The organism is Proteus sp. HMSC14B05 (assembly GCF_001808035.1).
Taxonomy (GTDB): Bacteria; Pseudomonadota; Gammaproteobacteria; order Enterobacterales; family Enterobacteriaceae; genus Proteus; species Proteus mirabilis.
Window position 1 is genome coordinate 212,247 of the sequence record NZ_KV791983.1, and the last position, 13,422, is coordinate 225,668.

Here is a 13,422-nt window from a genome sequence, read left to right on the forward strand (position 1 = left end):
GAGTTATTTATGGCGGAGGATTGCCATTGGTACAGTACTTGAGCTAATGTTTTCATGGACCAATCCTTCTCTTGATGCCTCCTTAATTACTTGTTCAATTCCAAAAGTATACCAATCTCTTTCTATATTAAAATTTCGTATGACTTTATCGTCTTCTATGATTTTAAAATTCATATTCCAACGAATAGCCTCTTGATCTATAGGTTTGCCACTTAAATAAATTTCATAGATATGGTTCCCTATTTTTTTACTATTTAATAGTATCTTAGAAATGTTACAAGGCGTATTAAACGGCATTGTATCTACCAAAATAGCACCTTTTTTTTCTAGCCCATTTGCAAGCTTATTCCATAATATTTTTCTATCATTCTGATTAAAATATCCTATACAGCCACATATAATAGCGGCAGAAAATGATTTTGGTAGAATGGTATTTTGAAATGTATCAGCAATCACAGTTACTTGGTGTTGTATTTCAGGTAACATCATAATTCTTGTCATTAGGCCAATACGCATAGATGCAGACGGTTCAATTGCAAAAATATGTATGTCTGGAAACATTTGCGCAATTATACTTAATTCTTGGCCAGTGCCGGAACCTATATTTAACCAGTTGCCTGTTTTTACTCCCATAAACTTCAAGGATTTTATAAATGTATCTTTACGAGTTTCCCAATGAGGTTCGCTTAAAATATCATACATTTCAGCAGACTGAGTATAATAATCTTCATAGTTATCCATTCTGTAATTACCTTATTCAATTTCCTACTAATTATACATATTGCTCAAAATTGTTTGATGAAATATTTAGTTTAAGGCGTTTTTTTATTAATTTAATGGAAATTAGTACTGCGATAAAAGTATAAATAGATGATATTGCAAAAACAAAATGATAAGACCAGTTTTCCGCTGTCCAAGTGCCTAATAGAGTAGCAATGATTGCTGTAAAAGCATTTGTACATTGGAAAATAGTGAAATCAATACCAGCTTGTTTCAATGAAGATAAGCTCATTAAACCAGTGTAAAAAGAAACTAGTCCTGCAGAAAAAAGAATATATTTGAACCCTATAAGTAAAAAAAGTATTTCATGTGGGATATATTTTATTCCTATAGCCATGGATATGAAAGTAAAAATTAAACCTTGTAAACCATAGGTAATGAAAATTGATTTCCATATGCCAAATACTTTTATTAATATACCACCTAAAAGTGTTCCAAATAGGCTTGCACAAAAATTGAAGCTTCCTATTAATAGTGCAATATTATTTAATGTAATATTTATATCTATTAATAGAGGTCCGGTAATCATATCTGTGATTCTGTTACCTCCTTCTAATAAAACTACTAATAAAATACCAATTCTTACCTCTTTTCGATTAAATGCATATGATAATTTGGGTATATGGTAAGTTTCAGATGTGGTTAGTCTATCTGATTCTTTAAAGTAGAGTGTTGGAATTGTAAGTAATATGATGGTTAGAGCTGATATAGCAAATGCAGTATTTAAGCTAAAATAACTGGAAATTAATAAAAAACCACTAGTGCCTAATAATGCTCCTATTTCTCCTCCGCCAACTTGGGCAATATTTCCCCACCCTCTATTACTTGCCTTAATCTGTTCTACCGCCATGCCATCACATGCAATGTCAATAGTCGATGTTAAGAATGCACATAGGATAAATATTCCAAAAATCCAAAGATTATTCAGTTTGCTTATATTATCGTTAGGGTTTATTAGAATAAGTAAAAAAACTAAAAGAGCAACCAATGATTGACCAATAAGAATCAAGTTACGTGAACGGCGAAATTTTTTTCCAAAAGGTAATCTCAGGCGTTCAATAAATGGAGACCATAAAAATTTAAGTGTCCAAGGAAGCATAAAAAGTGAAGTCAATCCAATTAAAGAGAGAGAAAATCCTTCACTTCTTAGTAAGGTTGGTACAGATTGCATGATAATCATTGATATAAGGGTTTGGGTGATATAAACCCCACCTATAGCCATAATGATCCTTCTGTTGGCTGATAACTCATAACAGATTGATTTATAGCAGCAATGATCCTTTTGTTTTTTGTCATTGGTTTGCACTCTATTAACCCACCTTAATATTCATGTTTTCTGTTACTCAGCACACTTTCATAAGTATATATAATTTTCATGCTCAAAATGTGATCAACCTCAAATAATAATAACAATGCAAATGATATTAATTCGCATTAACATTTCGGCGTGAAGTGCCATTGCACATTTTGGGGTTTATATGGAAAATAAAGGAACTTTATTTAAATCTATATCTTTTGTAGCGGCTACAATGGTAACAGTAAGCTCTGTAGCTGCCACAGAACAGCATGATAATACAATAACTGTTACTGCAACTAAGCGCATTCAAAGTAGTTTTGATGTAATTGGTAATGTGAATGTTCAAACTGATGAACAGTTAAAAAAATCTTTAGTTAATCAAACTGATGATTTGAGCGCAGTTTTTCCTGAGTTGTTATCTGCAAACCGAAGTTCGCGTATTTATAACAATATGACTCTTCGGGGCCAATCTTCGGCCGATTTCTTTTCTCCAAGTTTGGGACTGTTTGTTGATGGTGCTCCCCAGCTTTCTCAATCGTATGCTCAATCTCTTCAAGGGGTTGAGCAAGTTGAGCTACTTAAAGGCCCACAAGGAGTTATTTATGGGCGTGGCACATTGGGAGGGATTATCAGTGTTATTACCAAAAAACCCAGTAGTCACGCTGAAGCATGGTTAGGGGGGCAATATTTTGGTCAAGGGGAAAGAATCAATACAGGAGGAAGCACTGGCTACATGGAAAACGGCTGGGCTTTTCAGGGGAATGTTAGTCTCGATAGAAATAATGGTTCTTTGAACAATCCAGCATGGGATAAAAAAAATGTTGATAGCAGAGATATAAAAGCTGGATGGTTGTCTGCTAATTATATTTCCCCTGATACATTATTTGAGTCTAATTTAAAAGTAGGTGGAGAAAATTACCATTCTCATGAGGAATATTTTGTTCCTTTTTCACCTCTTTCACGTTCAAAAATTGATACTGAATGGTTATATGAAACACCTAATCTTAAACGTAAATTAAAAAATATTTCCTGGAATACAGGTTATGATTTTAATGATGAATGGAAGTTTAAAACGATACTTTCTTATCAAAATATGGATATAGATAGATTGTTTATGGACGGAACGTTACAAGATGATTCTCAGGATATTTTGTATTCAGAAGCAAGAGCTAATTATGAGGGGGGGGATCTAAGTGGAATTATAGGGGTATCATTTCAAAAGATGGGTTATAGACATGATAATTTATCTGTAGGGAAAGTCGGAATGGGAGGAAAAAAATCTGATAATGATATTTATAATTACTCTGGATATTTTGATGGTGCATACAGGATAAATGACAATTGGGAGTTAGGTGCAGGGGCTCGTTTTTCTCACGAAAAAGCAAAAACTCGAATGATTATTTTAGAAAAAGGAAAAGGTGAGTCTAATTATAATAATAATGCAGTTTTTAATGCCTTTATTCCACGAGCAAGTATCGCCTGGCTTCCAAATGAGCAGAATCGTATATGGTTTGGAGTTGGCCGCGGTTTTAAACCTGGTGGTTTTAACAAAGAAGGGGTTGATAAACTAGCTCTGACTTCTTATAAATCGGAAATTGCCACGGAAATGGAATTAGGTTGGAAATGGCACAGTGTTAATGATAACCATATGGCCGAAATTACTTTATATCAAATAGATAGTAAAGATGTTCAAGGATATGTAGGTGTTATTGGTTATCAGGCATTATCTAATATGGGAGATTCAAGAAGTCGAGGGATAGAATATCTTTGGAAATCAAAGCTTACCCCTAATCATAGTATTTCACTGGGTGGCATGTTCAATCAATCAGAGTTTACCAGTGGAGAACATAAAAATAAAAGACCTGCTTATACTCCTAGTTATAGTTCATTAATTTCATGGGAGGGCTTATATGGCAAGGAGCAAAAGTGGTCTTCTCGGATTGCAGTCAGATTTAATGGACCATTTTACTTTAATGAGCAAAATAATTTAGAACAAGGGCATTATACTGTTGTTGATGCATCAATATCATGGCACCCTACAAAGCAATATGAACTTAGTATCTATGCGAAAAATATTGGTGATGCTTTATATCGAACGTATGCATTTGGTAATAAAGCACAGCTAGGTAATCCGAGAGAGATCGGGGTTCAGGGAAGTATTAACTTTTAGGGTATAGTAAAATCCGCCTGTGCCAAAAAGCGGGTTTTTATTGTCAGCCTTAAACCACCACCTAAGCAGGTGATGATTGACCCTGTGAGGCTATAGCCTGAAGGAAACCCATGTTAAAAAACTACCTCTTACTCACCACAAGTAAAGAGGAAATAACATGGGTTTATACAGAAGTTCATCACATGTGTATTGACGTTGCAAATATCATCTAGTTTGGACTCCTAAATATCGTTATAATATATTGAAAGATAAAGTAGGAAAAGAGCTTTATAGAATAATTTATATTCTCTGCATTATGAAAGACTGTGAAGTATTGGTGCTAAATGTTCAGCCAGACCATGCTTATTTAGTTGTAATGATCCCACCTAAACTATCAATATCAACACTAATGGGAGTCCTGAAAGGACGTAGTACGATAAGGTTATATAATCGATTTCCACATATACGTAAGAAACTTTGGGGTAATCATTTTTGGGCTAGGGGATATTTTGCTGATACGGTGGGGGTTAATGAAGTCATCATTAGGCGTTATGTAAGGCATCAGGATAAAGTTGATCAAGAGCTCGACCAACAAATGGAATTGTTGGGGGATTAATAAAGAATATAGCCCCCTTATAGGGGGCCCAATTTAAAACCACCTCTTTTAGAGGCGGTATTTTACACCCGCCGTTTTCTTTTTTTTCGGAAAACTAATTTCCTATTGAGAGCGCTTGCTTTTCTGCGCACAGTGTGCCTGTGACTTTATTTTGTTAACTCAGGACAGAAAATGCGTATGAAAACTCTCCCGATATGTCTTGCCCTGACCTCACTGTTGTTGGGGGGCTGTGCAGACAAGCCAGCCCAGCCTACGGAAGCGGCGGCAGACATCGCGATTCCGCTCAACGTCGGTTATGCTCAGCCGCTGCTCCCAGATATTTATCCGTCAGCCCCGGAAGTGGTGCGTTATGACCGTTACCGGCTGGTTGATATTTCGCCTTCACAGGCACAGCGTTACCCGCTGGAACAAATTGTTCATCTGCGTATTCCTGCTTCCGTCTCCCCGACAGTCGGGGATGCGCTACATTATGCCCTGCGTGATTCCGGATATCGTCTGTGCACGTCCGATGGACAGGCGAACCACCTTTATCGTCTGCCGTTACCCGCTGTTCATTATCAGATGGGATCGATCCGCCTGAATGTGGCGTTACAGATCCTTGTCGGTCCGGCCTGGCAGTTGTGGGTGGATGATGTGCAACGGGAAGTGTGTTACCGACTTCGTCCGGAATACACGCCATCTGCGCCGGATGCAGGAATGAGCGGCGCTTCATCCGTCTCTGTGGTCACCCCACTTTCTGCGGGCAGTACGCCATTACCGGTGCCACCGGTGCTTAACACTTCCACTGGTCATACCGATGTGAATAAGGTTCATCGCGGAGGGTGGCTGAAATGACTCATTCTGAAGAATTGTCCGTAACCCCATTACATAAAAAAATTTACCGGGGGGTGATTGTGACGGGCGTGGTCGCCTGTGCTCTGGTGGCCGGTATCCCGCTGTTTATCCACAGTAATGTTATCAGTTCACACTCAGAGGCTCTGTCACAACTCGGACAACGATTACAGGCGATTGAGATGAAGATGGCTGACTCTGTCACGGATGACCGGATGAATGCGCAACTGGACGTGCTCCGTCAGGGGCTGACGACGCTAAAACAGGATGTGGCATCACAGCGCGACACCCTCAGAACGGTGACAGCACAGCTGGCGGTGGCCGGCAAACCGGATGAACAGATCGCCGTACTGTCTGACGGGCTGGAAAAACGGCTGGCACAACTGGAAACCCGCCAGGCACAGTGGGCACTGGCGTTACATCAGTTGCAGGAACAGCGTCAGCCGGAACAAAAAACGGTCAATCCCCCGGTTGTCAGGGCAAAACCCGCCACGCCGGAAACTTCCCGTCTCGGGGCTTCTGTCCGTCCATCCCGGACCGTGCCGTTTCAGTTAACCGCGATTGAACAGCGGGGCGGTCGTCTTCTTGCCGCACTGGCTCCTGCGGATATTCGTCAGCTGGGGCAGGTACAGTTACTGCCGGTAGGCGGACGTTATCAGGGCTGGGAAATGACCGACATTCAGACTGATCGTGTGACATTACGTTATCAGGGGCGCACAGTGACGTTGCGCCTGCCATAAAAGGAATGCCGTGATGAAAAACATAAGATGCGTGGTTTTACTGGGTGGGTGTCTGATGTCCGCACCGCTGACAGCTGCACAGTCTGTTTCCGGGGCAACCCGACCGGTTCAGATTGAGGCGGGGAAATCGGCTGAGAGTCAGACACAGTCATTGCAGTATGAGGCGCAGGAATGGGGACTGAGTGCGGAGGAGTATGCCCGTTTTGAAGCGCTGATGAAAGGGCGGCGCGGTATTCAGTCTCCCGGACTGGATCCCCTGACGACATTGGGTATTGAGGCCCGGTCAGACGAAGAGCGCCGCCGGCTGGCTGAAAAGTGGGTACAGCAGGAATTTGCCAGGGCAGAAAAAGAGCTGGCGTTTCAGCGGGAAGTGGATGCTGCCTGGAAGCGGCTCTATGGTCAGGTATTACCGGTCAGTCTGGGAACATTCGGCAGGATGGAACAGGGAACAGCGCAGCGCCGGCAGGCACTGTTTGTGCAGGCGGAAAATTGTAGCGCGTGTGATGCCCGTCTGGCTACTCTGCTGGCCGGCAAACAGCCGTTTGATATTTATGTGCTGGGGACAAAGGGGGATGATAACCGCCTGAGGGCTTGGGCCAGACAAAAAAATATCCCGGCAGAGCGCGTCAGAAAGCGGGAAATTACGTTAAATCATGATGGCGGTCTCTCGCTTCAGTACGGACTGACCACCACACCGGTGGTGATGCAACAGTTACCGGATGGGCGGTGGCGTCCGCTCACACCTTAATCCGGAGGCGTGATGCGTAAAAATTCCCTGCTCACTCTTGTCCTGCTGCTGTTTTCCGTGCCGTTACCGGCTCGGGAGGTGCCGCCGGGCTACCGTGAGGTGGCCCGGCAGGAGAATGTACCAGCAGAAGCCCTGTATTCCCTGGCACTGACGGAGTCATCCTGGACATTACCGGCACATCACCCGCAGGCCGGTGAAATCCATCCCTGGCCGTGGACGCTGAATGTGGCTGGTAAAGGATACCGTTATCCGACACGGCAGGCCGCCTGGCAGGCTTTACAGTCGTTTTTACAGACGACATCCCCCAGACGTATTGATGTGGGGATTGCACAGGTGAACTGGGGCTGGAACGGGCATCACTTCCGTTCCGCCTGGGAGGCCTTTGATCCTTATACCAATTTGCATGTGGCCGCCCGCATCCTGCGCCGCTGTTATGAGGCGTCACCGGGTAGTTGGATCCGTGCCGCCGGCTGTTATCACCATCCGGCGGGCGGTCAGCCCGCAGTACGCTATAAAAATAGTGTCCGGCGTCAGCTGGCGACACTGACGGGCGGTACACAACCCGTTCCCGCTCATTTACCGGCAGTCAGTACAGATCGGGCTGTATCGTTTGTGTGGATAGAACCGGAGAACAAAACCGATGCGAAATAATCCTGAAGAAAAGACAACGCGAGCCTTTTATCCCCTGCCCGTCTTGGGGATGCTGCTGTTTTGCGCAGCCGGCGGCAGTCAGGCGGCATTAACGGTGGTGGCGGATTATGGCGGGCAACCGGCAGCACCTTTTTATGACGCGATAAATAATGCCCCGAATGAATGGACAGCAAAGCCGGCGTCCCGCCCTCTGCCGTCCGTGATGGCCCCGTCAATGGTGTTGCCGGTTGAGACACCGGAAATGACGCCGGGGGAGGTGGATGACCGCGTCCTGCATTTACCGGGGATTGGGGCACTGTATCTGGTGGGGGATGATCCGTTATCCCGGGCATGGCTCACACAGCACGCAGCCCAGCTGAATGCAATGAATGCGGCCGGGATGGTGGTGAATGTGAAATCGGAAACCGGGTTACAGGCGCTTCAGGCGCTGGCTCAGGGAGGACTGCTCTCCCCAGCTTCTGGCACCGATTTAGCTCACCGTCTTCAGTTATCACATTACCCAGTTCTGATCACGGAAACCGGGTTGACCCAGCAGGTGAAGTAATGTTACCGCCGATATGGCCTTCAGATGGGGTTGACTCCCCGGCATTCTGGTTGGCCGTGCTGATGTGGTGCGTGTTCTTTGTTGTGATGAGACTCCTGGGGAAAAAAAACCGTCCTGCCCGCCGTCATCGTCACTGTCACGGGAAAGAATCGCGTGTACCGGAAAAAGAAAATCCGTCAGATCCTCCCTGGGGTTGAGTGCAGTGAGCACATTGTTTTCCGGACGTGTCGGTGAATTTTCAAACAGTGTTTCCAGTGGAAACACTGGATGATTTTTGAACACTGTTTCCACTGGAAACACCGGTGAATTTTTAAACACTGTTTTCCGGGGTAACACCAAAAAAGAGTTTGAGAGAATGAGTGATCGTTATGTGATAGAGGCCTGGCTGCGACCGGCCGTGGAATTGAACAGTGCTCTGGTGTCCGGCGGGGCGGCGTTTGTGTGTGCGGTAGCGCCCTGGGCAGTGGCATTGTCTCCGTCCGTGAGTTATGTCACCGCCGGTGCGTTTGCCGGTTTTTCCGCATTGCGGGCACATCAGGGATTCCGGGTATTACGTTACCGCCGGAATCTCCGGCGTCTGCCCCGCTATCAGGTGACGTCGGCACAGGTGCCGGTCAGCCGGCAGCGTCTGTTTCTGGGAAAAGGGTTTCAGTGGCAGCAAAAACACACGCAACGCCTGCTGGAAACCCAGCGTCCGGAAGTGGAGCGGTATGTTCAGCCGCCGGCACATTACCGGCTGGCCCGGCAGTTTGAACTCCGTTTTGAATCCCGTTTTCCGGCGGTTTGCCGGCTTTTGCAAAAAGACAGTTGGCTGAATCCGGTCCGCCCGCTGACGCCGGTGGGGGGGAATCCGGTGTTACACGGTGTGGAGCCGGATGAGGTGAATGTGACCATGGATTTGCGTGAACGGGTTGGTCATATGCTGGTACTGGGGACCACCCGTGTCGGCAAAACCCGTCTGGCGGAAGTGCTGATCACTCAGGATATCCGCCGGGGGAATATCACGATTGTTTTTGATCCGAAAGGGGATGCGGATTTATTGCGCCGGATGTGGGCGGAAGCGCATCGTGCGGGGCGCAGTGAGGAGTTTTATGTTTTTCACTTGGGCTGGCCTGATATCAGTGCCCGTTATAACGCCATCGGGCGTTTTGGCCGAGTATCGGAAGTCGCGGGGCGGGTTGCCGGCCAGTTATCCGGGGAAGGGAACAGCGCGGCGTTCCGGGAGTTTGCCTGGCGGTTTGTTAATATCATTGCCCGGGCACTGGTTGCTCTGGGGGAGCGTCCGGATTATGCCAAAATTTTACGTTATGTCACCAATATCGGGGAACTCTATCAGACATATTCGATGCAGGTGATTAAAGCACAACTACCTGATTTGTTTGCCCAAATCGAGAATGCGCAGAACGCGCTGACGGTCGAGGATGTGCCCCGTCATCTGCAAAGTGATCCGAAAGCTGTGGCTATCTGGGCAACGGAGCTGGCGTTAAGTAGTGAGAAAGGGAAAAAAATCTATGATCCGATTTTGGACGGGCTGCGCAGTGCGATCCGTTATGACCGGACCTATTTTGATAAAATAGTGGCTTCTCTGCTGCCGTTACTGGAAAAACTGACTACCGGAAAAACTGCCGCCCTGTTGTCGCCGGATTACACCAATATGCAGGATCCCCGTCCGATTTTTGACTGGCAGCAGGTGATTCGGAAAAAAGGGATTGTATATGTCGGGCTGGATGCGTTATCGGATGCGGAAGTGGCGGCAGCGGTGGGGAATTCCATGTTTGCGGATTTGGTCTCGGTAGCCGGGCATATTTATAAATTCGGGACTCAGGATGGACTGCCGGAGGATGAGCACGCCGGAAAATTACCGATCAGCCTGCATTGCGATGAATTTAATGAACTGATGGGGGATGAATTTATTCCGTTACTGAACAAGAGCGGCGGCGCGGGGATTGAAGTGACGGCCTACACACAGACCTGGTCTGATATTGAAGCCCGGCTGGGGAATGCGGCGAAATCGGCGCAGGTCACCGGTAACTTTAATACGCTGGTGATGTTGCGTGTCCGTGAACTGATGACCGCGAAATTACTGACGGAACAGTTACCGGAAGTGGATATTTACACCAAAACCCTGGTATCCGGGATCACCGATATTTCCAATCCGAGGCAGGGGAGTGATTTTACCTCCAATACCCAGGACAGGGTCAGTATGGTGGCTAAACCGCTGCTGTTACCGGCAGATATTATTCAGTTACCGAAAGGACAGGCGTTTGCGCTGCTGGAAGGCGGGAAGTTATGGAAAATCAGGATGCCCCTGCCGGCGGCAGAGGCTGATGCCCTGATGCCACCGGATTTACAAAAAATCGCACAGTATATGGAGAAAAATTACCGTACCGGCGAAACTTGGTGGACTGCGTCATCATTTTCGGATGCGCGGCATGACAGCGGCGGTATGAATGTGGCTGAGATGGCACCGGATACCGAAGGGGGCAACGATGGCAACTGCTGAGGTACGTCAGGAAACCCCGCGTCACCCGGCAAAAGACCCCGGTTTGCCGGCTAAATTGTTGTGGCACTGGCCGTGGGCCATCATCGGGGTATTACTGGCCTCCTGGGTATGCAGTCTGTTGATTGAGTGGGTCGGGATTGCGTTTTTCTGGGCGGACGAAGGGGCGGAGCACAGCCGGCAGGTGATGTTAACCGAGAGCGGGTATCTGTCAGAAGGGTTTACCCGTAGTCTGCTGATGTCCAGTCCGGCGCAGTGGCTGGCTCATACCGTTGAACAGGCATACCGGTGGCTGTTTGTGGAGTCTGGGCTGATGGAGAGCTGGCAGAACGTGTATCCTGTCAGCGGGAATGCAGTTGCCCGTGAACTGGATGACTGGCGGATTTGGTTTGTGTCCGAGCTGAGAGACTATCTGCTGGCGACGGTTTATGTGACGCTGACCTTTTTTATCCGGGTGACTATTCTGGTGCTGTCGATGCCCCTGTTTGTTATGGTGCTGTTGGTGGGCATGGTGGAAGGCTTTAACCGGCGTGATTTGCGGCGTTATGGTGCCGGGTATGAATCCAGTTTTGTGTATCACCACGCCAAGCGTTTTGTTAAGCCGGCCTTTTTTGTTCCGTGCATGATTTATCTGTCCTGGCCGTCTGCCATTTACCCTAATCTGGTGTTGTTACCGGCGGCTCTGTTGTTCGGGCTTGCGGTGGCAGTGGCTACCGCGTCATTTAAAAAATATTTATAGGCGCTGGGCAGAGACACACAACACTTGTTTTTGTGTGTCTCTGTCAGCAGACAAGCGGCTAGGCCGCGCGTCAGTGGTGTGATGGGGTTATCCTGCGCTGATTGATGGATTGATGAGTGTGAGCAGTAAATAAAGTGGCGGGTTGTCTGTCGTGATGAGTTGCCAGCCACATTGTGTCAGCAGTTCAGCTAGTGCGGCGATATCACCTCCGATTTTTACAGGTAGGTGTGCGGTCTGATGACCGTCAGTATCAAAAGCCTGCTCCAGTGCATTTTTGGATAAACAGATGGTGTTGCTGAGCGTATCCGGGCTCACCGCATGTCGTCTGTGCCACGATTTATCACTCAATAACTGATAGGCAAAGCCTGCCTCCTTGGCCGATTCAAGCGCATAAGTGAGCCGGAACAGATCGCTCTGCTCGTGTAATGCGCCTGTACAGGAGCGGTACAGATAATCCAGTTTTTGTGGCAGTTTGGCCCGGCTCCCCAGTGTACGTCCCTGTTGAAGCAGCCAGTCAATATCCGGCGTAACGTCACGGTCAAAACGGCGTTGCTTTTTGGCGGTTGCCAGCCAGCGTATTAAAAACAGGTTTTTCTGCATGTCGGACTGCACCAGCCCCTCCCTGCGGGCCAGATGCAGGGCAACCAGTGCACACCAGGCAAAATGCCCAGTTTTTCGGGTGATGGTCTGACTCATAGGCTCACTTTTATTTATTCATTTCAGCTATTTTCGCAAAAAGCAAGCAATATAAAATTAAAAAATTTGGAAAACTAATTGTTTGCTGTTTTTTCTGTCCGCCTTTTTTACCCTGACTCCACGTTAACCGTCTTTAAGGAGTCGTTATGCGATTATTTTCTCCGCTTATTTCCCTGTTTGCGTTGGTTGTCAGTGCATTTGGGGTATTGCCTGCTCAGGCCGCTGAAAAAGATGAACTGGCGCTGACGTTAAAGCAGCTCGATCACATCCAGGCCAGCCTGGAGCGCGCCCGTATTCAGGCAAATCAGGACAATCACGCCCGTTTTTATTTTGATTATTCCCGCGCCTCCAGAGAGGTGGAGATTATCCGGCAGGGGATTGTCCGCTATCTGGAGCCTTCCCGGGCCCAGCCCACGGTGCCGGTTAATGTGGCGGAGCCGCTGCGCGGGGATTACCGCCGGGAGCAGCGATGAATCCGTCACAGCAGGCGGCATTTGAGGCTGCTGCCGGCTCGGGGATGTCTCCGGCTGTTCTGAATCTGTTGTGTATCGGGGCATTACTGGCGGTGCTGTTTTTATGGGCAGCCTGGGGACTGGTTGATGTTTACCGGGGCTGGGCAAATGAAAATGTTCGTACTGCAAGGGTGGGGCAGTTTGCTGTCCGGGCAGTGATATTACTGGTGGTCTGCATCTGGATGTTTGCCAGTTGAGTGTGCTGTTTAATTTATTTTACAGAATGAAAGGTCATTTTATGGATATGAAATCATTTTGGGGACGTGGTGTCCGTCGTATTGGTGCGTCAGTGGTGACGTTATTCACTTTATTCAGTCTGATGCCGGCGTATGCCGCACTGCCTTCGGTGGAACCCCCTTCTTCCGGTGGCGGCGGCGGACTGATGGACACCATTAAAGGCTATCTTAATGACGGCATTGTGATTGGCGGGCTGGTTGTGGCTGCGACGGCTTTTATCGTGGTGGCCATTGCCGCGGTCACCACGTTCAATGAAGTGCGCGACCAAAAGGCTGGCTGGGGTAAATTCGGTACAATTATTGTAGTCGGTGTCGTCCTGATTGTGGCGGTCGTCTGGCTGGCCGGAAAATCCGCCACTATTATTTTTTAAGCGGAGGCAACG

At 47.1% G+C, this 13,422-nt stretch carries 14 protein-coding genes and 1 pseudogene; 12 read left to right on the forward strand and 3 right to left on the reverse strand.

The window, feature by feature from the left end; genetic code table 11:
* Positions 1–3: 3 nt before the first annotated feature.
* Together HMPREF3129_RS06675 and HMPREF3129_RS06680 are read right to left on the reverse strand one after the other, a co-directional pair.
* On the reverse strand, positions 4–741 hold the full coding sequence (locus tag HMPREF3129_RS06675) for a class I SAM-dependent methyltransferase (RefSeq protein ID WP_000371013.1): 738 nt from the start codon (positions 739–741) through the stop codon (positions 4–6).
* Between the two features lie 31 nt (positions 742–772).
* A complete protein-coding gene (locus tag HMPREF3129_RS06680) occupies positions 773–2,086 on the reverse strand; it encodes an MFS transporter (RefSeq protein WP_001351065.1) in 1,314 nt (437 codons plus the stop codon).
* A gap of 172 nt (positions 2,087–2,258) precedes the next feature.
* Here HMPREF3129_RS06680 and HMPREF3129_RS06685 point away from each other — a divergent pair, with 172 nt between their 5' ends.
* The 9 genes and pseudogenes from HMPREF3129_RS06685 (at position 2,259) to HMPREF3129_RS06730 (ending at position 11,595) form a co-directional block, all read left to right on the forward strand.
* Positions 2,259–4,247: a TonB-dependent receptor gene (locus HMPREF3129_RS06685; protein WP_000428182.1), complete on the forward strand. Its 1,989-nt coding sequence runs from the start codon at positions 2,259–2,261 to the stop codon at positions 4,245–4,247.
* 157 nt (positions 4,248–4,404) lie between these two features.
* Positions 4,405–4,842 (forward strand): annotated as a pseudogene (tnpA, locus tag HMPREF3129_RS06690) (IS200/IS605 family transposase).
* Between the two features lie 171 nt (positions 4,843–5,013).
* Positions 5,014–5,676 carry a PFGI-1 class ICE element type IV pilus protein PilL2 gene (gene pilL2 / locus HMPREF3129_RS06695; RefSeq protein ID WP_004239720.1) on the forward strand — a complete coding sequence of 221 codons (663 nt, stop codon included), beginning with the start codon at positions 5,014–5,016 and terminating at the stop codon, positions 5,674–5,676.
* Positions 5,673–6,413 (forward strand): hypothetical protein, encoded by a 741-nt coding sequence (locus HMPREF3129_RS06700; RefSeq protein ID WP_000149725.1) that lies wholly within the window; start codon positions 5,673–5,675, stop codon positions 6,411–6,413. Before pilL2 ends, HMPREF3129_RS06700 begins: the two co-directional genes overlap by 4 nt.
* Positions 6,414–6,426: 13 nt before the next feature.
* Positions 6,427–7,161, forward strand: coding sequence for a TIGR03759 family integrating conjugative element protein (locus HMPREF3129_RS06705; protein WP_000790124.1), 735 nt, complete (start codon positions 6,427–6,429; stop codon positions 7,159–7,161).
* Between the two features lie 12 nt (positions 7,162–7,173).
* Positions 7,174–7,812, forward strand: a complete 639-nt coding sequence (locus tag HMPREF3129_RS06710; RefSeq protein WP_004239718.1) for a transglycosylase SLT domain-containing protein — start codon at positions 7,174–7,176, stop codon at positions 7,810–7,812.
* Positions 7,802–8,356, forward strand: a complete 555-nt coding sequence (locus HMPREF3129_RS06715) for an integrating conjugative element protein (protein WP_004245750.1) — start codon at positions 7,802–7,804, stop codon at positions 8,354–8,356. Before HMPREF3129_RS06710 ends, HMPREF3129_RS06715 begins: the two co-directional genes overlap by 11 nt.
* Positions 8,357–8,711: 355 nt before the next feature.
* Positions 8,712–10,859 carry a type IV conjugative transfer system coupling protein TraD gene (gene traD / locus HMPREF3129_RS06725; RefSeq protein WP_012368437.1) on the forward strand — a complete coding sequence of 716 codons (2,148 nt, stop codon included), beginning with the start codon at positions 8,712–8,714 and terminating at the stop codon, positions 10,857–10,859.
* Entirely contained in the window at positions 10,846–11,595 is a 750-nt protein-coding gene (locus tag HMPREF3129_RS06730; protein ID WP_000179437.1) for a TIGR03747 family integrating conjugative element membrane protein, read from the forward strand. The genes traD and HMPREF3129_RS06730 overlap by 14 nt, the downstream gene beginning before the upstream one ends.
* An 87-nt stretch (positions 11,596–11,682) precedes the next feature.
* Here HMPREF3129_RS06730 and HMPREF3129_RS06735 read toward each other — a convergent pair whose 3' ends face one another.
* Positions 11,683–12,291, reverse strand: a complete 609-nt coding sequence (locus HMPREF3129_RS06735; RefSeq protein WP_004239713.1) for a DUF2913 family protein — start codon at positions 12,289–12,291, stop codon at positions 11,683–11,685.
* A 146-nt stretch (positions 12,292–12,437) separates the two neighbouring features.
* Between HMPREF3129_RS06735 and HMPREF3129_RS06740 the strand changes: the two genes are divergently transcribed.
* Genes HMPREF3129_RS06740 through HMPREF3129_RS06750 form a run of 3 tightly spaced genes read left to right on the forward strand, consistent with a single transcriptional unit; the run spans position 12,438 to position 13,410 of the window.
* Positions 12,438–12,764: an integrative conjugative element protein, RAQPRD family gene (locus HMPREF3129_RS06740; RefSeq protein WP_001236300.1), complete on the forward strand. Its 327-nt coding sequence runs from the start codon at positions 12,438–12,440 to the stop codon at positions 12,762–12,764.
* Positions 12,761–13,000 (forward strand): TIGR03758 family integrating conjugative element protein, encoded by a 240-nt coding sequence (locus HMPREF3129_RS06745; RefSeq protein ID WP_001070025.1) that lies wholly within the window; start codon positions 12,761–12,763, stop codon positions 12,998–13,000. The genes HMPREF3129_RS06740 and HMPREF3129_RS06745 overlap by 4 nt, the downstream gene beginning before the upstream one ends.
* 47 nt (positions 13,001–13,047) lie before the next feature.
* A complete protein-coding gene (locus HMPREF3129_RS06750; protein WP_073557142.1) occupies positions 13,048–13,410 on the forward strand; it encodes a TIGR03745 family integrating conjugative element membrane protein in 363 nt (120 codons plus the stop codon).
* Positions 13,411–13,422: the final 12 nt, after the last annotated feature.

Bases quoted from the DNA above. Each gene is read 5' to 3' on its own strand.
- HMPREF3129_RS06675 (WP_000371013.1), bottom strand. From the start codon at position 741: ATGGATAACTATGAAGATTATTATACTCAGTCTGCTGAAATGTATGAT.
- HMPREF3129_RS06685 (WP_000428182.1), top strand. From the start codon at position 2,259: ATGGAAAATAAAGGAACTTTATTTAAATCTATATCTTTTGTAGCGGCT.
- pilL2 (WP_004239720.1), top strand. From the start codon at position 5,014: ATGCGTATGAAAACTCTCCCGATATGTCTTGCCCTGACCTCACTGTTG.
- HMPREF3129_RS06700 (WP_000149725.1), top strand. From the start codon at position 5,673: ATGACTCATTCTGAAGAATTGTCCGTAACCCCATTACATAAAAAAATT.
- HMPREF3129_RS06705 (WP_000790124.1), top strand. From the start codon at position 6,427: ATGAAAAACATAAGATGCGTGGTTTTACTGGGTGGGTGTCTGATGTCC.
- HMPREF3129_RS06710 (WP_004239718.1), top strand. From the start codon at position 7,174: ATGCGTAAAAATTCCCTGCTCACTCTTGTCCTGCTGCTGTTTTCCGTG.
- HMPREF3129_RS06715 (WP_004245750.1), top strand. From the start codon at position 7,802: ATGCGAAATAATCCTGAAGAAAAGACAACGCGAGCCTTTTATCCCCTG.
- traD (WP_012368437.1), top strand. From the start codon at position 8,712: ATGAGTGATCGTTATGTGATAGAGGCCTGGCTGCGACCGGCCGTGGAA.
- HMPREF3129_RS06730 (WP_000179437.1), top strand. From the start codon at position 10,846: ATGGCAACTGCTGAGGTACGTCAGGAAACCCCGCGTCACCCGGCAAAA.
- HMPREF3129_RS06735 (WP_004239713.1), bottom strand. From the start codon at position 12,291: ATGAGTCAGACCATCACCCGAAAAACTGGGCATTTTGCCTGGTGTGCA.
- HMPREF3129_RS06740 (WP_001236300.1), top strand. From the start codon at position 12,438: ATGCGATTATTTTCTCCGCTTATTTCCCTGTTTGCGTTGGTTGTCAGT.
- HMPREF3129_RS06745 (WP_001070025.1), top strand. From the start codon at position 12,761: ATGAATCCGTCACAGCAGGCGGCATTTGAGGCTGCTGCCGGCTCGGGG.
- HMPREF3129_RS06750 (WP_073557142.1), top strand. From the start codon at position 13,048: ATGAAATCATTTTGGGGACGTGGTGTCCGTCGTATTGGTGCGTCAGTG.